We start from the raw sequence: 19,269 nt of genomic DNA on the forward strand, positions 1-19,269 counted from the left end.
TTGAGCAATGAGCGATCAAACAGACAAGAGCAAGCCGCGCACCTCAGGCAAGGACGTGCTTCCTGAAGAGGCCAAGGATACGAAAAAGACGCAGTCCGAGGAGGGCTTTGGCTGGTCCATCGAAGCTGAGGGCTCCGTCAGTGATCCAGCATCGCCGCAAGCAGAACCGGGCGGCGGTTCACAGGATCGCGACCCGCACCCGGTACCTGGACCGACTTCCATTCTGGACCATGGCCAGCAGGAGACCAGTGCACCACCGCAGGGTCCTCTTTCTCCGCCAGACCAGGAAGCGCCGTTTGCCTCACATGGTCTGGCCGGAGCAACGGAAACCTTCCCTGCACCGGTTGCCGACATTCCTGCAAACGCAGCCCCGCACCCCGACGTCGATACTTTGTCCTCTGCTGGTCACCTGGGGGCCACGGAGCGCATGCCAACAGGGACACACACACCACCGCCATCCGCGGCCGGGTCAGCACCATCGCCGGACAGCGGCAACAAGACTCAACCCCAGAGCGGGGTGACACCCACGGCGGGCGGCGGCCATACGCCGCCAACCTCGACCGGGACCACGCCTCCTCCGGGTGGAACGCAAACGCCGCCAACATCGACGGGGGGCACGCCTCCGCCGGGTGGCACACAAACGCCGCCAACATCGACGGGAGGCACGCCTCCTCCGGGCGGAACGCAAACGCCGCCAACCTCGACCGGGACCACACCAACGCCGGGCGGCGGCCACACGCCATCAACGACAACGGCAGCCCGGATTTCCGGTCTCGACACGGACACTGCGCGCGAAGACCATCATGTGGTCGGCGGCAAACTCTCGGCCGGCGGGTTGCTGACAGTTTCAGATCCAGACGCCGGTGAAGACAAGTTCCAGGCTGTCGCCGGAGCTCCTGGCTCTGCCGGTTATGGCAGCTTCACGGTGGCCGAAAACGGCCGGTGGACCTATTCCGCCGACAACAGTCAGGCCGTCATTCAGGCTCTGAGACCGGGAAACAGCCTGGTCGACAGGGTCACGGTTCACAGCGCGGACGGCACGGCACATGAACTGCGTGTTGTCATCACCGGCACCAATGACACACCGGTCCTGAGCGCGGCGTCGGCGTCAGCCACCGAAGACGGCAGCGCTGTCACGGGGCAGATGTCAGCGACAGACGTGGATGCAGGCGATACCAAGACCTTCTCCATCGCCCAGCCGGTCGACGGCTTTTCCATGAACGCGGACGGCTCCTGGAGTTTCGATCCTTCCCACGCGGCCTACCAGCACCTGGCTGCCGACCAGACCCAGCAGGTCACCATCCCGGTGACGGTCACCGACAGCGCCGGGGTGACGGACACTGAAAACCTCGTCATCACGGTGACCGGCACCAATGATGCCCCTGTCGTGAGCGGACCGGTGGATCTTGGCAGCGGCACCGAAGACAAGAGCGTTCCGATCTCGGCGGCGCAGCTGCTGGCCCATGCCACCGACATCGATACCGGCGACCAGCTGTCGGTGAGCGGTCTCACCGTGTCTCACGGGACCATCACCGGCGATGCCGCGCATGGTTTCACCTTCACGCCTGACCCGAACTACAACGGTCCGGTCACGCTGAGCTACCAGGTCACCGACGGTCACGGCGGCAGTGCGCCCCAGACCGCTTCTCTGACCCTGGGCGCAACACCGGATGCTGCCGTCATCACCGGCACCGACACGGGCTCGGCCACCGAGGACAAGGTCTCCAGCTCGAACCGGCTGGTTGTCAGTGGTTCGTTAAACGTGTCGGATCCGGACGGCCCGCCGCAGGAACACTTCCAGTACAGCTCATTTGGCGAGCATGCGGTGTCGGATCCCTTCGGTGGAAGTCTGCATATCGACCGGGCCGGAACCTGGCAGTATGAGGTCGACAACACCAATCCCGCCGTTCAAAGCCTTGCGGCCGGGCAGGAGGGCCATGCGGTTTACGAGGTGCGTTCGTATGACGGCACGGCGCACCAGATCCGGATCACGATCCACGGCACCAACGACGCGCCGGTCCTGAGCGCGGCAACCGCTTCGGCTACCGAGGATGGTCAGAGCGTCAAGGGACAGATGTCGGCCACCGATATCGACACCGGCGATACCAAAGCGTTCTCCATCGCCCAGACGGTCGACGGCTTCACGATGCATGCCGATGGTTCGTGGTCGTTCGATCCTTCCCACGCGGCCTATCAGCATCTGGCGGCCGGTCAGACCCAGCAGGTCACCATCCCGGTGACCGTCACCGACAGCAGCGGGGCAGCCGATACCGAGAACCTCGTCATCACAGTGAGGGGAACCGGTGACGCGGCGGTGATCGGGGGTGTGGATACCGGCAATGTTACCGAGAACATGGGCGGACAGGACAAGTCGCCCGATTATGCCCAGCCGGGCATGACCAAGCTCTGGCATCACACGATCCAGGCAACGGGAACCCTCACAATCACAGATCCGGACACTGGAGAGGCCTCGTTTGATACACATGGTATCGGCTGGACGTATCACGGCCAATACGGTGACCTCATGCTGAGGGAAAACGGCGAGTGGTTCTACAACGCCGATGTCGGCAGCATACGGTCCGTCGGAGGTCTTGCGACCACCCGCGGTACGACCATTGACCGGTTGGGGGAAGGTCAGAGCCTGACGGACACGATCACCGTCTATTCGAAAGACGGCACGGCCCATGACATCGTGATCACGATCCATGGCAGCAACGACCGGCCCTATTGTTCTTCGGAAGTTCAGCTGGCCGGCGGCACGGAAGACGTCGCCCAGACCCTGACCTTGAAGCAACTGCTCGCCAACACGGTGGATGTGGATGCCAATGACGCGGGCAAGCTGGCGATTGCCGGGCTCAAGGTCGATCACGGCTCTGTACGGGACAACCAGGACGGCACGTTCACCTTTACACCGGAAAAGGATTACAACGGCCAGGTTCACTTCACCTATGACGTGAAGGATGCCCATGGTGGGCTGACCCACACCGGGGCGATAACCACACTGGCCGCAGCCGAAGACGCGGCGGTGATTACGGGAACTGACACCGGTTCAGTCACCGAGGATCAAGTTTCCAGCCACGGCTCAATTCGTCTTGTTGTTAACGGGTACCTGAACATATCTGATCCGGATGGCCACGCTTGGGAGCATTTCCAGTTCAGCCAGTTTGGCGAGCATGCAGTCTCAGATCCCTTTGGCGGCAATCTGCATATCGACCGGGCCGGGATCTGGCAGTATGAGGTCGACAACACCCACCCCGCCGTCCAGGCCCTCGCGGCCGGGCAGGAAGGCCATGCGGTCTACGAGGTGCATTCGGCCGATGGTACGGCCCACCGGATCCAGATCACGATCCACGGCACCAACGATGCCCCGATCCTGAGCGCGGCAACCGCCTCGGCCACCGAGGACGGCAGCGCGGTCACGGGGCAGATGACGGCCACCGATATCGACACCGGCGATACCAAGGCGTTTTCCATCGGTCAGCCGGTAGACGGCTTTTCCATGAACCCTGATGGCTCATGGTCCTTCGATCCAAGCCATGCAGCCTATCAGCATCTGGCAGCCGGTCAGACCCAGCAGGTCACCATCCCGGTGACCGTCACCGACAGCGCCGGAGCGGCGGACACCGAGACCCTCGTCATCACCGTGACCGGCACCAATGATGCGCCGGTTGTTTTCGGCGCAACAACCGGAAGCGTCACGGAAGACCGGGTGGCAACAACCGGCCAGTTGCAAACCCTTTGGACGAACATAGATGTTCAGGATCCTGATGGTGCCGGCGAGAGCCACATCGTGGGGATCGAGGTCGGCGGTGTGTTGCACCAGATCCCGGCAAATTTCGCTGCGACAGTTCATGGCACTTACGGGTACTTCCAGACAACACACAGCACCGATGGTCATGACAAGTGGATGTACGCCGCCAACAACAGCAATCCGGCAATCCAGGGTCTGAAGACCGGTGAACACCTAGATGAAACCGCCGTTCTGGTGACGTCGGATGGCACACGCATTCCCTTGACGGTCACCATCAACGGGCACGAAGACGGGGTCGTCATCGACACGCCCAGCTCACTGGTTCAGGCGATCGGGGACGTCGTCGAGGACACCAGGGTGCAGGTCACAGGTTTCTTGCAGGCGCATGATGCCGACACGCATGACACTGTAACGTTCACGCCGCAGACCACCACCAATGCCTATGGCACCTTCACAGTGGATGCCGCTGGGCAGTGGTCGTTCACGCTCGACAACGCGGCCGCGCAGCACCTGAGTGCAGGGCTACATACAGCCATGGGGTTCGACATCGAGGCCGTTTCCAGCGACGGATCGAGAGTCACTCAGCATGTGCAGGTCAATGTCCGAGGCAGCAATGACGCGCCTGTCCTGACAGCCGCCTCGGCCTCGGCCACGGAAGACGGGCAGTTCGTGACCGGACAGATGTCGGCCACAGACGTCGACACCGGCGATACCAAGGCCTTCTCCGTCGGCCAGCCGGTCGACGGCTTCTCCATGAATGCGGATGGCTCCTGGTCCTTCGATCCTGCCCACGCGGCCTATCAGCACCTGGCGGCAGGCCAGACCCTGCAGGTCACCATCCCGGTGACCGTCACCGACAGTGCCGGGGCAACGGACACTCAAAACCTCGTCATCACCGTGACGGGAACAGACGACGCCACTGTCTTCGGCGGTGTTCAAACCGGAGACGCCCATGAAGACGGCAATGACGTTCACGTCGTAGGTCACCACTATCTTCACGATGCAACGGACTGGCAGCAGATCACGGTCACGGATCCGGATGGTCCGGTCAGTCAGCTGACCGTCGAACACGGCGGCCAGTCGGTCACCTGGGACATGCACTCGGATCTCGACATCGCGACCCCTTACGGCAAGTTCCAACTGGTTCACGCAGATGGTTCCGGCATGCTGGCTAAAGGCTATTACTGGAACTACATCGGAGACAACAACAACCCGGCGGTTCAAGCACTGAAAGCCGGAGAGACACTTCCACCTGAACAGCTCACACTCGTATCCCCGGATGGCGTTCGCTTCCCGCTGACCGTGACCGTGCACGGTGCCGAGGACGGTATCCGCATCGATACGCGCGGCACGCTGGACCATGTGTCGGAACAAGGACCAACAACTCCGGTCGGTGTCAGCGGTCAACTTCAGGCCCATGATCCGGACGCGCATGACAGCGTAACCTGGCAACCCACGCCGACCGGAGGTGTCGCCGGACGCATGGGGACGTTCACGGTGGATGCGTCCGGACACTGGGAATACCACGTCGACCCGGCGAAGGCGGCAACGCTCGGCGAAAACATGCAAATGTTCGAGCATTTCACCATCACGGCACTCTCAACGGACGGCTCTCAAGCCTCGCAGCGCATCTCGGTTGAGGTGCGGGGCACCGATCAGGCGCCCGAGCTTTCGGCATTCGCAACATCGGCAACCGAAGACGGGCGCAGCATCCGGGGACACATGTCTGCCACAGATGTCGACGTGGCCGACCAGGTACACTTCACGGCCCCGTCGATAGCGGGCTTCACGCTGAACGGTGACGGCTCCTGGAGCTTCGATCCAACCGACGCGGCCTATCAGCATCTGGCCGACGGCGCAAAGCAGCAGCTCACGATCCCGGTCACCGTCACGGACAAGGCCGGACTCTCTGATACACAGAACCTCGTCATCACGGTAACAGGCACCAATGATGCCGCTCACATCACGGGAACCGACAGCGCCACGGTGGTAGAGGATCGCAATCTGAGCGGAGGCAACCTGACTGCGGCTGGAACGCTCGCCGTGACGGATGCCGACACCGGCCAGGACAGTTTCACACCCCTCTCCGGTCAGCAGGGGACCGGCGGCTACGGCAGCTTCTCGATCGATGCGCAAGGGCACTGGACCTACACGGCCGACAACAGCCAGCAGGTCATCCAGCAGCTTGGTCATGGCCAAAGCCTGACGGACACCTGCGTGGTGACCTCATCAGACGGCACCCAACACACGCTTACGGTCACTATCGATGGAACTGACGAAGCGCCGGTTGTGAAGCCGAGTATGACGGCGGTGCATGGTATGGGAACACAGCATCTTGCGGGCACGCTTGCCAGTGGTGGCCTCGGTGGTTGGGCGATCGACAACGGTCACGGCGGTGCCGTTCAGTCACTGCAGGGACAATTCGGCACGCTGACAATCAATCCGCAAACCGGGCATTTCGAATATCACTACCAGCAGAATTCAGGTGTGATAAAGCACGGGGGTAGTTCGGCTGCTTCCGGACAACATGTCGATACCTTCCACATCACGCAGCAAGGAACGGCGGCGGGTGATGTCGATGTGCAAGTGCAGGTCAGCGTTCAGAGCGTGCACGGAGCCAGCGGCCATCATGTCGATCACACGGTTTTGCAGGGCATTACCTTCACTCCGGCCCCAACGGTCCAGCATGACGCTCCCCACGATGTCGACACGGTTGTGGTCACTCTCGACCTGAGCGACGCCGCGCCGATGTCCGACCCGAGCTCTGCCGCGCAGGGTGTCGTCAGCGCATCTCTGGACCTTGATCACACGGGCACAGGACCAGATGGTGACGACACGGGTACAGCATCACCCCCCTCGCCGGACGCTCCCGCCGAACCCGAAAGCGACCGGCTTGCCGCCTATTTCGAAGCGATCGGACAGGGGCATGACGCCGCAGCCTCACCGACGGCCCCGGCAGCTCACTTGAGCTCATATCTCGACGCCGCCGGTGCGGCTCCGGATATGGCCGCGCCCGTTGCAGATCTTCCCGATCCATCGACGCTGGATATTGATGGCATGTCCGCGGATGTCGAAGACCACGCCCCGGAGGCCGCGGAGCCACAGCAAAGCCATGATGTACCGCAGGACATACCGGAACCTGTCTTGCCGGATCCCAATGATGACACGTCCCAGTACGGTTGAAGCAATCTGGCAAGAAAGGACCGGGCGGAATGACCAAAGACCTGATTTGTCTTATGACAGCGCTTTTACTGTCGGTTGCTCCAGCGTGGGCGGACAGGGGAAAAGGTGAGCGCGCAACATCCGACACTTACTATTGGACACGCAACTTGACCGTCGATCACCAATGCGACGGGATCGGGGCACCAAGGACTGACTGTTCCAAAACCGGGCGTTTCATTGTTGTGGTATCGGTGGAAGCGCCCGGGGGCGGCATCTTTTGCAGTTCTGGCAAGAAGCCTCGCCAAATTGCTTATCAGATACTCGAGCGCGCCGACGGCGAATGGGATGCTCTTCTCACGGTCGACGGCACGCAAATCCGGGCAATGACGGCGTATAGCTATTTCGGCAATTCCCATCCACCAAACGGTTTTGTCGTAGCGCTGCTTGGCGAGGATGGCTCTGAAGTCCTGGTCTACAGGGACGGGGAAACCAACTGGCTGAAACAAGGCGAAATCCGCTACAATCCTTGCACCTAAGCGTATGATCTTAAGAGGTTTCGGGCTGGATAGTCGCCGCTCGAGATACTTTACCCAAAACGGTACGGAGGCGGATGCTGCGCTGCAATGCATTATTAGCCAGTGCATCTACGATTTGCGCTTAACCCGCATTTCTCACAGTGTTGTCGCTTGATGGGTTTCCGTCGGGCAGTTTTCTGATTGTGTCGGGTTACCGGTTTCAGGCCGAGCGGTGCCGTCGCCGCGTTTTGCGGTGGTTGGTTTGTCAGCGATGTATCCTGTGTTGTTGAGGGGGCGGCTTGGTATCCTGCGGCTTCACTTGGCCGCGGCGCATATTCGGGCGTGGGCCAGGGCAAACTCTTGCGCATGGGGACAGGCTGTTGATTTTCACTGATAACTGACCCGGTATTTCCACCGAGAATTGACCCGCCTTTTGTGTATGGAACGGCGGTTACGCCATGGTCAAGATTTTGGTTTCCTCCCTTCGTTGTCGGCCTGATTTGCGGTGCTGTTTTTGAAGCGGAAGCTTTCGTTTCCGGTTTCAAGGATATGGCAGTGGTGGGTGAGCCGGTCGAGCAGCGCGGTGGTCATTTTGGCATCTCCGAAGACGGCAGCCCATTCCGAGAAGCTCAGGTTGGTGGTGATGATGACGCTGGTGCGCTCATAGAGCTTGCTCAGGAGATGGAAGAGCAGAGCGCCCCCGGACGCGCTGAACGGCAGGTATCCCAACTCGTCGAGAATGACGAGGTCGGAATGGACAAGCCGGTTGGCGATCTGCCCCGCCTTGCCCTGGGCTTTCTCCTGTTCCAGCGCATTGACGAGTTCGACGGTGGAGAAGAAGCGGACACGCTTGCGGTGATGTTCGATGGCCTGGATACCGAGGGCTGTTGCAAGATGGGTCTTCCCGGTTCCGGGGCCCCCAAGGAAGACGGCGTTGTGAGCCTGCTCGATAAACTCGCAGCGGTGAAGCTGGCGCACGAGTGCCTCGTTGACTTCGCTGCTGGCAAAGTCGAAGCCGTTCAGGTCGCGATAGGCTGGAAAGCGTGCCGCCTTGAGCTGATAGGCCACGGATCGGACCTCCCGCTCCGCCGTCTCGGCCTTGAGCAACTGGGACAGGATCGGGATGGCAGCCTCGAAGGCGGGAGAGCCCTGTTCGGTGAGTTCACTGACGGCTTGGGCCATGCCATGCATCTTGAGGCTCTTGAGCATGATGACGACGGCTGCGCTGGCTGGATCATGACGCATGGCGGGCCTCCTTCAGCTTGCGCAGGGCATCGTAGCGTTCGACATTGGCCTTCGGTTCCTGGCTGAGCGTCAACGCCTGTGGCGCCCGGATGGCAGGAGGGGTCACCGGCTTTCCATCCGTCAGCCGGTGCAGAAGGTTGAGGACATGCGTCTTTGTCGGAACGCCTGCCTCCAATGCCGTCTCGACTGCTGTCAGGACAGCCTGCTCGTCATGATGAAGCACGAGGGCCAGAATCTCGGCCATTTCCCTGTCCCCACCAGGCTTCTTGAGCAGATGCCGCTGCAAGGTCCTGAAGGCTTCCGGCAGTTCGGCGAAGGGTGCACCATTGCGCAGAGCTCCGGGCCTGCGCTGGATAACGGCCAGATAATGCCGCCAGTCATAGACCGTTCTGCCGGGCCGGTCATGGGAGCGGTTGATGATCCTCTCATGTTCGCAGACGCTCAAGCCTTCCGCGACCACGACGATCCTGTCCGGATAGACCCGCAAGCTGACAGGACGGTTCGCAAACGATGCCGGCACGCTGTAGCGGTTGCGTTCAAAGTGAACCAGGCAGGTTGGCGAGACTCGCTTGGCGTATTCGACAAAGCCGTCGAAGAAACGGCCGACCTGCATAAGCTTGGGGACTTCTTCGGCCCAGATATCCGCGATCGTCCCTCGTTGCGTTCCGTGCGCAATGGTTTGCCAGAGGTCCTTGCAGCGGCTTTCCAGCAAGTCGTTCAATTCCTCAAGGCTGGCCACACGGGGTATGGGCTGCCACAGTCTGTGCGGTGCATCCCGGACATTCTTCTCAACCTGGCCCTTCTCCCATCCGGAGGCGGGATTGCAGAACTCGGCTTCGAAGAGATAATGGCTGACCAGGGCCGAGAAGCGGGTATTGACCTGGCGTTCCTTGCCGCGCCCGACCTTGTCGATTGCGGTCTTCATGTTGTCATAGATCCCGCGCCGCGGCACGCCGCCCAGAACCCGGAAGGCATGGTTGTGGGCGTCGAAGAGCATCTCGTGAGGTTGCAGGAGATAGGCACGCACGATGAAGGCCCGGCTGTAACTGAGTTTGAAGTGGGCGACCTGCAACTTGGTTCGCTCGCCGCCGATGATCGCCCAGTCTTCGGACCAGTCGAACTGGAAGGCTTCACCGGGCTCGAACGCCAGCGGCACGAAGGTTCCGCGACCGCTGGTCTGCTGTTCGCGCTGCCGGTCCGCTTTCCAGTCACGCGCAAAAGCGGCCACCCGGCCATAGGAGCCATCATAGCCGAGGCTTACCAGATCGGCGTGCAACTGCTTGATCGTCCGTTTCTGCTTGCGCGATTTGGCGGACTCCGCGCGCAGCCAGGCCGACAGCTTGTCGGCAAAGGCATCGAGTTTGCTGGCCCTCTCGGGAGCCTTGAACGCGGGTTCAACCGTATCGTCGCGCAGATACTTGCGCACTGTGTTCCGGGACAATCCGGTACGCCGGGAGATCTCCCGGATCGAAAGCTGATCACGAAAATGCCAGCGTCTGATAACGCTCAACAACGCCATGTCTATCACTCCGTCGTCCCCCGCCGAAATCACGCAGGGGTGGGTTTAAACATGGGTCAGTTCTCAGTGAAAAAATCGGGCCTTACCGGGTCAGTTCTCGGTGAAAATCAACAGCATCCGTGAGCATCGTCTTGTACCCTAACACGTCATGGCCAAAACATATCAGCCCATCATCCAGACCATCACCAAAGGCGATATTTGCTGCCTTTTGATGATATAGATTGATAGGTTAAGGAAGCGCAGAAGGTCAATAAGTCATTTAAATATAATGCTATAGTCGCAGTTCATGAAATCGATTGATCGAGATTGAGACCCATTTCTTGGCGGACTCTCACTCCGACCATTCTTTCTTTCGCTACCGCCTTCGGCTACATGAGCGCATGGCTCCGGGTTCGGACTTCGTCCTCACACCTCCGCCATTCTTCGTGTTTTCCACTCAATCTAAGAAGCAAATGCCCCACGGCGTAGGTGTCGACTGCGCTTCAGCTTGATTGCATGGGCCAGACCAAACTTGGTCAACCGTTTTCTCTGCCAAGACATCAAGCTGCCCGAAGAGAGCGGCGCGAAACTGCTTGCGCGGGAATGGATGCCCCCCAAGGAATTCCCTTGGTATCCGTGAAACCAGCTCATCAAGCATTAAGCTCCAATCTCCATTCATTTGCGCAGAACCGTGGCCAGCCCGATAACGGGCAAATGTGTCCGCCCCCTCCCAGGGTGGGTCGATGGGGAGGGAGGGAGCGGACTGGAGTGCGCGGTTCCTACCAGCCAATGCCGATATAATTGGCGGAGGCCCGGGCTGTTGCCGGCATGCGGACCAGGTCCACAACGGCAGCCTCTTTCTTCCTGGACGCCAGCGCACTCCGGATGGCCGGCTGGTTTTGCGACACCACGATGGCATCGGCTTTCGCGATCGCCGCCTCCGGCGTCGCCTTGAGGATGCGCGGCAGCACGTCGACGACCGCTTTCAGGTGCGGGGCCGCGTAGCGCATGTAGTCGAATTGCTGCGCGATATGCGGACCAGGCCGGATCGCCGGGTCATAGGCGGTCACCTCGATGCCTTCCCTCATCAGCTCGGCGATCAGATCGAGGACCGGGCTTTCGCGCAGGTCATCCGTGCCCGGCTTGAAGGCGACACCCAGGATCGCGACCCTCTTCGCGAAGGTCGTGCGCACCAGACGGACCGCCTGCTCGACCTGTTCCCGGTTGGACGGAATGAGCGCATCGATCATCGGCACGTCGACGCCGAGCTGTTCGGCAAGATGGGAAACCGCCCGCACTTCCTTGGGCAGGCACGAGCCGCCAAAGGCAAATCCGGGCTTCAGGTAATAGGGCGACAGGTTCAGCTTGGTGTCCTGGATGAAGATGTCCATCACCTCATGGCTGTCGATGCCGAGCGGCTTGCACAGGCGGCCAACCTCGTTGCCAAAACAGACCTTGGTGGCGTGCCAGACATTGTCGACATATTTCACCAGTTCGGCCACTTCCACCGTGGTGACGATCGGCTTCGCATCGACCGGCGCGTAGAGCTTGGCAATGATGCTTGCCGTGCGCGGGTCGGTGACGCCGATCACGGTCTTGGGCGGGGCATGGAAATCGGCGACCGCGGTGCCTTCACGCAGGAATTCCGGGTTGAAGCAGATGCCGAAATCGGTGCCTGCGATCTTGCCCGAAACCCTTTCGATTTCCGGCAACATGACTTTCAACGTGGTCCCCGGAGGAACGGAGCAGCGCAGAACCACCACGTGAAAGTCGTCCTTTTCCCGAAGGGCTTCACCTATGCTGCGGGCGACGGCTTCGATGGCCCGCGTGTCGCAGCCGCCATCCTCGCTGGTCGGCGTTCCCACCGAGACAAAGGTGATGTCGGTCTCCAGAACGGCCCGTTTGACATCGGTCGTGGCCGACAGCAGATCGGAGCTAACGCCCTCTGTCAGAAGGTCGCCCAGGCGATCCTCGACAATCGGGCTCTGGCCGCAGGCGATGGCATCGACCTTGCGCGCATCGATGTCCGCGCCAACAACCCGGTGGCCAAGAGAGCTGAGACAGGCCAGCGAAACGGCACCGACATATCCGAGACCGATTACGCTGATCGCGTCCTTTGGCTCGATCAGCTTGAAATCGAAGACATCGACATTGCGCGCTGTTTTCAGATTGCCGACATACATGTTCATGAGACAACTCCCGTAGTGCTTGATCTGCGGGAGAAGGAACAAATGGCGTGCCAAACTGCCTGTTTTGCTGGAATTCCTTTAATTTCAGCAATTTAGTTAAATTGGCCGCAGAAACTTGGGCTCGCCGCTTTTGCGAAATCGAACGGTTCGCTTCCGAATTTCGAAAATCCGAATTCCAGTCTTTTCAATTCCGCAGAGTTCGAAAACCAGGCACTGCGAGAGGGCCTAATAATAAGGTGTCTCGCAAGCCAGAGGCCCTGCCCACGGTGTTTGCGAATTCAGAAGTCCAGGTTCCCGTTTCGCAAACTCCTGGCCTTGGATTACCGGTACCCCGGAAATCAGGATCAAATTAAGTTGTTGTATTTCCTAACTAAATCTTGAATGCCAAAACTGGCAATGCCTTTGCAGTGACAGGTCCAGACCACGTCATCGCAAGGGAGAAAAACCATGTTGCCCTATTCGGAATTCACATCTGTCGGCCAGGTCTCGAACCCGCTTTCAAAAGCTGACGAGAAAGTCTTTCTGTTCGACCTCGATACCCTTGTGCCGTCCCCATTCGGTCGCCTCGACGAGGAATTCGCCCGATATCTGTGCGGCTTTGCGCTGCAACGGCCATGCTACCTGCTGACCAACGCCAATTACGGCGAGGTCATGAACCGGTTGCCGTCCCATGTCCGGCGGGCCCTTGCAGGCGTGTTCGCCGCGGCCGGCACCGAGCTCTGGGGCAAATACGACATCCAGTTGCGCCACGAGCATGACTTCTCCGACGACCTTTACGAGTTTCTGGTCAAGGTCGTGCAAACCAGCGCATTTCCGGACAAGCGCTCGCCGATGCTCGACAATGGGCCGGCAAGCCTGCGCATGCGGCTTGCCGGAACCCACAGCACGGCCGGCCAACGTGCAGCCTACGCGGCCTGGGAACGGGAACATGGCGAACTGCCCGCGATTATGAACGAATTCAGGGTCCGGTTTCCGGACCACCGGATCTACCGCGACAGCGACACCAGCCTGTTGATTCTGCCGGCGAGCTATACGACCGCCCTGGTGCGCAGCCACATTCTGGCGCGTCACAAGGAAGCCAGCCTGATCGGGTATCTGTCGCCGCAAAGCGCCATCAGCTACGCCGCCCCCTTCTGCGAGGCCCTGCAGCAAGGAGAAGTCGTGTCCCAGGTCTCGGCCCCGAGCGACGTCAGCCAGCTGCTCAGCTATGAAATCAGGCACATGGCCGCCGGCGGCCCGGCACCGGTTGCGCCGGTCTCCCGGCTTGTGGAGGCCTGATCCGGTGAGCGCGCACCTTGCAACGAAGGACGACGACCGAGACCACTGGTCGCTGGTCGAGAGCCGAAAGGTGTTTGAGGCTGGAGACCGCCTGCGTGTCCTGCGCCAGACGGTCTGCCTGCCGGACAACCGGCTGGTGGATGACTATTACCAGATCGATCTGCCGTCTTTTGCCTCGATCTATGCGGTGACGGAGGACAACAGGGTCCTGCTCCTGCGCCAATACAAGCATGGTATCGGCCGGGTTTGCCTGACGCTGCCGGGCGGACAGGTCGACCCGGGCGAGGACGCGGAATTTTGCGCCCGGCGAGAGTTGCTGGAAGAGACGGGTTACGGCGGCGGGCGCTGGCTGGCCGGTCCCTCCCTGGTCTTGCATGGCAATCAGCGCATTGCCTCGGCCCATATTTTCGTAGCCCGGCATGTCATCAAGCTTGCCGACGCCCATTCCGGCGATCTGGAAGACGCGACCCTGATCACCCTGCCGCGGGACCGGGTCCGGCAGGCGGCTCTTAGCGGCGACTTGCCGGTGACCTCCCATGTCGCGACGGTGGGAATTGCGGAAATGTTGCTGGCCTCGCCGGGATGACGCGGCCAACGGTACTTCAGAGCCGGTCAGTTCCGCGTTCAGGCGGTTTCGATCGCCTCTTCGGCGTCTTCGCTGCCCTGATCCTGGGCCGCCCAGATCTCCTTTTTCCGATAGAGCGTGGACGGACTGACCTGCAGCACCCGTGCCGTTTTCGGCAGGCTGCCGCCGCAGGCCTCGATGGTTGCCTCGATGATCTGTTTTTCCAGTGTCTCGAAGGGCTGGCCAAGGGCAAGCGTGATCTCCGGCCAGGGACCTGTACCGCCGGTGACCGCCGCCGGCTGGCCGGCCGGTGACACCGGCATCTGCCGTGGCACCCTTCCCGGGTCGCGCCTTGGGCTGGGGGTGCGGCCCTGCAGTGTGGTGAGCATTTCCGCCTCGACGATCGGGCCTTCGTTCAAGACCACCAGATTGCGGATGGTGTTCTGCATTTCGCGGACATTGCCCGGCCAGGCATGAGCCATCAGCGTTTCTTCCGCCTCGACCGAGAACCCCTCGAACACCTTGCCTTCCTCTTTCGCGAACTGCGTCAGGAAATGACGCGCCAGTTCCAGAATATCCGCGCCGCGCGCGCGCAGGGGCGGCAAGCCGATCGGCAACACATGCAGCCGGTAATAGAGGTCCTCGCGGAAGCGGCCGGACTCCACCTCATCCAGAGGATCGCGGTTGGTCGCGCAGAGGATCCGGACATCAACCTTCTTCAAGCTGTCGCTGCCAACCTTCTGCACCGTGCCGCTTTGCAGGAACCGCAACAGCTTGGCCTGCAGATTGAGTTCCAGTTCGCAGATCTCATCCAGAAACAACGTACCGCCGTCCGCCCGGGCGGCGGCGCCGTCCCGGTCCGAGGTTGCACCTGTAAAAGCCCCTTTGACATGGCCGAAAATCTCGGACTCGATCAGATCTTTCGGGATCGCCGCGCAATTGAGCGGCACGAAGGGTCCCTTGGCGCGCGGACTGGATTTGTGAATGGCTTCGGCGCAGACTTCCTTGCCGGTCCCGCTTTCCCCGGTGATGAAGACCGATGCGCTGGAGCGCGCCACGCTCTCGATCATCTTGTAAACGGCTGTCATCGGCAGCGAAGAGCCTACAAAACCCTTCGTAGTGCCGGAGGACGTCGGTTTGCGCACCTCGGCAACAACTTCGGTCAGGGTTTCCCGTTCCAGCGCATTTCGGGTCGTGGTGACCAGGCGTTCCTCGGCGACCGGCTTGACAATGAAATCATACGCGCCGGCCTGCATCGCATCGACCGCAGTCTTGATGGAGCCGGAGCTGGTCACAACCACGACGGTGACCGGAAGCTGCTCCTCGCGAATTGTTTCCAGAACGTCCATCCCGTTCATGTCGGGCAGCTGCAAGTCCAGCAGCACCACGCTGACACCGCCCTTGCGAATGCGGGACAGCGCCTCCCGGCCTGTCTCCACATGAAGCGTGTCGATGCCGGCACGGGACAGATGATGGCCGTAGACCGTCGCGAGCGGCAGCGCGTCTTCAACGATGAGAACTTTCACATCGGGCTCCTTCAGGCTTTCGATCAGGCAATCAGGCGTTGAGCGAAATGTCGACCCCTATCTCATCGGCGAGGTCTTTCACTTCCCCTAACGTCCGGTCGCAGACTTCGGACAATTCTCCGGCCTCGGCGAAGGCCTGACCTTTTTTCTGATCGCGCGCCAGCGCGTTCACCGTCGCGGCAATCGAGGTCAGTTCAACCGCTCCGAACGTTCCGGCAACGCTTTTCAACGCATGGGTCGCCCGTTCGAGCAGATGCACGTCTGCGGCCTCAATCGCCTCCTGCACGGCCTGGCGGCGCTTTTGCGTGTCATCGACGAACTGCTGCAACAGCTTTTGTTTGAGCTCGTCGGGCATGGTGGCCAGGATCTCCCGGGCGGCAGCCAAGGAGGCTGACAGGGGCGGTTCCACTGCAGGTTGGCTGTGCGCGCCGGCGCGGCGCACGTTGCGCGCAATGCAGCGTAGCAAGTCCTCCTTTTCGACCGGCTTGGCAAGGAAGTCCGTCATGCCCGCGGCCAGGAACCGTTCCCGGTCACCCCGCAACGAATAGGCGGTCAGCGCGATGACCGGCGTCCCTGCATTGCGTGTCCCCGCCTTGATCTTTGCGGTGGCCTCCAGGCCGTCCATTTCCGGCATGGAAATGTCCATCAGAACGCAGTGATAATCGCGTCTCTGGGCCATGTGCACGGCTTCGCGGCCATTGTTGGCAATATCGACATCGCAGCCCGCCCGCTCCAGCGCATGGCTGACCACGATCTGGTTGGTGGCATTGTCCTCGGCAACCAGGATCACCAGGCCTTCCAACAGCGTGGAATCGCTCGTTTCCTGGGTGACGTCGTCAATTTCCGCCTGGTCGTCAGCCAGCGTGAGAGGCACGAACAGGTGGAAGGTGCTGCCGGCGGCCGGTAGGCTTTCGACCGAAATCTCGCCCTCCATCAGGCCGGCGATCTGTCTGCAGATGGCCAGTCCCAGGCCGGTGCCGCCCTGTTTCTTGGTGTAGCTGCTGTCGACGGTGACAAAATCGCCGAACAGGGCTTCGTGCTTGTCCTGGGGAATGCCGATCCCCGTGTCCTTGACGGAAAACCGGAAGGTCGGGCGCTCCGGATCCTGTTTTTCGATCGCCACAGAAACCTCAACGGATCCCAGTTCGGTAAACTTGATGGCGTTCGACACCAGGTTCAACAGCACCTGACGCAGCCTGCCGGCATCGCCGACGACCTTTTCCGGGATGTTGTCGCCATAGTTGAGGAACAGGCCGAGTTCCTTGTCCTGGGCGATCGGCAGGAACAGGTCGTAAATGCTCTTGACCACCGTTTTAAGGCGGAAGGGAACATGGTCGAGCTCCATGCGGCCGGCTTCAAGCTTGGAGAAGTCAAGAATGTCGTTGATCAGCTCGAGCAGGGACCGGCCGGACTCGCGCGCGGTCTTGACATAGGCCGACTGAGCCGGGTCGAGATCGGTGTCGCGCAAAAGACTCAGGATGCCGAGAACGCCGTTCATGGGCGTGCGGATTTCGTGGCTCATCATGGCCAGGAACTTGGCCTTGGCTTCGTTGGCGGCCTCGGCCCGTTCCTTGGCATCCCGAAGCGCTGCATCGGCCGCCTTGCGTTCGGTGATGTCGCGTACATAGCCCAGAAACAACGGACCATGTTCGCCGCGCGTGTGCCGGATCGCCAGTTCTACAATGATCTCATGCCCGTCCTTGTGTTTGCCCTCGATCTCGATGCGCTTGCCCAACACCGGGCCTTCGCCGGTCTTCAGGAAGTTCTCCAACCCCTTGTCGTGGGCCTCCCGGTATTTCTCCGGGATGATGTAACGCGACATCTTCTCGCCGACGATCTCGCTTGCCGTCCAGCCGAACACCTCTTCCGCCGCCGGACTGTAGTCGAGCACGATGCCCTGACCATCCATGACGATGATGCCGTCGAAGGATGCGGAGACGACATTGCGCATCAGGTTCTGGCTGCGGACCAGTTCCTGTTCGCGCTTCTTCAGTTCAGTGATGTCGACCCGGAAACCGACAAGGCCGCCCTCGCTGGTGCGCGATTCGATCACCCGTAGCCAGCGGCCGTCGTCCAGGTGCTGCTCCATCGGCGCGCCGGGGTTGCGATGGTGCTGCATACGCAGCTCGATCCACTCCTCGAGCGCCTCTCCAGACAACAGGTATTGACCGCGCATGGCCCCCTTGCGAATGATGTCCTCGAATTTCTCGCCCTCCTGGATGAGATCCGCACTGCTGGCATAGAACTCCCGGTATTTGCTGTTGCATGTGACCAGCCGGTCGTCCGCATCATAAAGAACGAATCCGTCCGGCAGGGATTCGATGGCGTCGATCAGACGGGTTTCCGCCTGTTTCAGTTTCCGCGCATCGGATTTCTGCCGTGTCAGGTCGCGCAGGATGGCGATGAAGGTGTCGCTGCCGCCAACAGCCGTGCGCGACAGGGACAGTTCCACCGGATAGTCGCTGCCATCGGAGCGTTTGCCGACCGTTTCCATGCGTTCGCCGGCGTCAGAAAGCCTCAGCGTGCCGGTGCCCTCGGTGCTACACTCGAACGGCAGGTCCGAGAATTCGGTATCTGGGAGGAGATCACAAAATCGTTTCTGCAGCAGTTCCTTCGGCGAGGGGACGCCGAACAATCTGGCAGCGGCCGGATTGGCGCTGAGAACGATGCCTTGCGGGGAAATCGTCAGCACGCCGTCCAGCATCGTCTCAAGGATCGCGTTGACCTGGGCTTCGCCGGTTTCCGCGCGCCGGGTCGCCGTGACAAGGGCCTCGTTTTTCTCCCGTTCGGCGTCTGCGAGAGCCGCCAGGTTGGCGGTTGCCCGCGCCCGCTGTTTCGACAGCACCAGAGTCAGGGCAAGCGCCGCAACAAAGGCGACCGTCAGCATGAAGATCAGATTGTTGAGGGAAGTGAGACCGGTGCCGAACAACTTGCTGGCTGGTATCACGACTTGCTGGATCCCCCGGATCTCCCCAACCTCCCAGTCGGTTTTCGGCGATTGTGGATGCGTGTTGTGGCAGGCAACACAGCTCCCCTCCATGCGCACGGCCGTGGCACTTCTGAAGACCGTCCCGTCTTGTCTCTGTTCGAGAGCCTCGTAAGGCGTTTCGGGGTTCTTGGTCAGAACGGCCATCGCCTCCGTCTCGAAGGCATCGAGTTGTCTGTCCTCACGCCACGGCCAGGGGTGGTTTGACAGCATGGATATGCTGCCCTCGGCGCCTTGTTGCTTGAGTTCGTCCGCGAGGGCCAGGGTCATGGAGACCGGTGCCGGGATGGTCAGTTCCCTGCCATGATAGTCGTGGCTGACGGAAACGTCCTTCGAGGAATAGAGCTTGTCGACCACCTCGCTCGAATAGAAGGAGCGCATTGCCGACAGCAGCTCGGACTGGGCGCGTGCGGCGGCTGACAGGTCTGCCGTTCGGGTGCGCTGGCCGAAATCGACCGCCAGAACATAGGCCGCGAGCGCGGAGGCGGTCACAAAGACCAGCACCAACCAGAAGGTCGCGTCATGAGTAAGGTGACGTAGCCAGGCGCGCATGG

9 protein-coding genes are annotated in these 19,269 nt (G+C 60.9%); 4 read left to right on the forward strand and 5 right to left on the reverse strand.

Going from position 1 to position 19,269, the window contains the following annotated elements; all coding sequences use genetic code 11:
* Nucleotides 1–7: 7 nt before the first annotated feature.
* Both M0H32_RS16180 and M0H32_RS16185 read left to right on the forward strand, forming a co-directional pair.
* Entirely contained in the window at nt 8–6,934 is a 6,927-nt protein-coding gene (locus tag M0H32_RS16180) for a VCBS domain-containing protein (RefSeq protein WP_248155850.1), read from the forward strand.
* 29 nt (nt 6,935–6,963) lie between these two features.
* Entirely contained in the window at nt 6,964–7,449 is a 486-nt protein-coding gene (locus tag M0H32_RS16185) for a hypothetical protein (protein ID WP_248155852.1), read from the forward strand.
* Nucleotides 7,450–7,890: 441 nt separating this feature from the next.
* Here M0H32_RS16185 and istB read toward each other — a convergent pair whose 3' ends face one another.
* From istB to M0H32_RS16200, 3 genes are all read right to left on the reverse strand, one after another.
* The gene (gene istB / locus M0H32_RS16190; RefSeq protein ID WP_248155853.1) at nt 7,891–8,673 is read right to left on the reverse strand and encodes an IS21-like element helper ATPase IstB; all 783 of its coding nucleotides are present in this window, start codon (nt 8,671–8,673) and stop codon (nt 7,891–7,893) included.
* Nucleotides 8,663–10,192, reverse strand: a complete 1,530-nt coding sequence (istA, locus tag M0H32_RS16195) for an IS21 family transposase (protein WP_248155855.1) — start codon at nt 10,190–10,192, stop codon at nt 8,663–8,665. The genes istB and istA overlap by 11 nt, the downstream gene beginning before the upstream one ends.
* Before the next feature lie 758 nt (nt 10,193–10,950).
* Complete coding sequence (locus tag M0H32_RS16200) at nt 10,951–12,360, reverse strand: UDP-glucose dehydrogenase family protein (protein WP_248155857.1); 1,410 nt, start codon at nt 12,358–12,360, stop codon at nt 10,951–10,953.
* A 447-nt stretch (nt 12,361–12,807) separates the two neighbouring features.
* Between M0H32_RS16200 and M0H32_RS16205 the strand changes: the two genes are divergently transcribed.
* Nucleotides 12,808–13,638 (forward strand): hypothetical protein, encoded by an 831-nt coding sequence (locus M0H32_RS16205; protein ID WP_248155859.1) that lies wholly within the window; start codon nt 12,808–12,810, stop codon nt 13,636–13,638.
* A gap of 4 nt (nt 13,639–13,642) precedes the next feature.
* Nucleotides 13,643–14,224: an NUDIX hydrolase gene (locus tag M0H32_RS29510; RefSeq protein WP_345779339.1), complete on the forward strand. Its 582-nt coding sequence runs from the start codon at nt 13,643–13,645 to the stop codon at nt 14,222–14,224.
* Between the two features lie 38 nt (nt 14,225–14,262).
* On the opposite strand, the gene M0H32_RS16220 is transcribed toward M0H32_RS29510, so the two are convergent.
* Both M0H32_RS16220 and M0H32_RS16225 read right to left on the reverse strand, forming a co-directional pair.
* Nucleotides 14,263–15,729, reverse strand: a complete 1,467-nt coding sequence (locus M0H32_RS16220; RefSeq protein ID WP_248155861.1) for a sigma-54-dependent transcriptional regulator — start codon at nt 15,727–15,729, stop codon at nt 14,263–14,265.
* A gap of 31 nt (nt 15,730–15,760) precedes the next feature.
* Entirely contained in the window at nt 15,761–19,267 is a 3,507-nt protein-coding gene (locus tag M0H32_RS16225) for a PAS domain S-box protein (RefSeq protein ID WP_248155862.1), read from the reverse strand.
* Nucleotides 19,268–19,269: the final 2 nt, after the last annotated feature.

The sequence above is a fragment of the Roseibium sediminicola genome (assembly GCF_023156505.1).
Taxonomy (GTDB): Bacteria; Pseudomonadota; Alphaproteobacteria; order Rhizobiales; family Stappiaceae; genus Roseibium; species Roseibium sediminicola.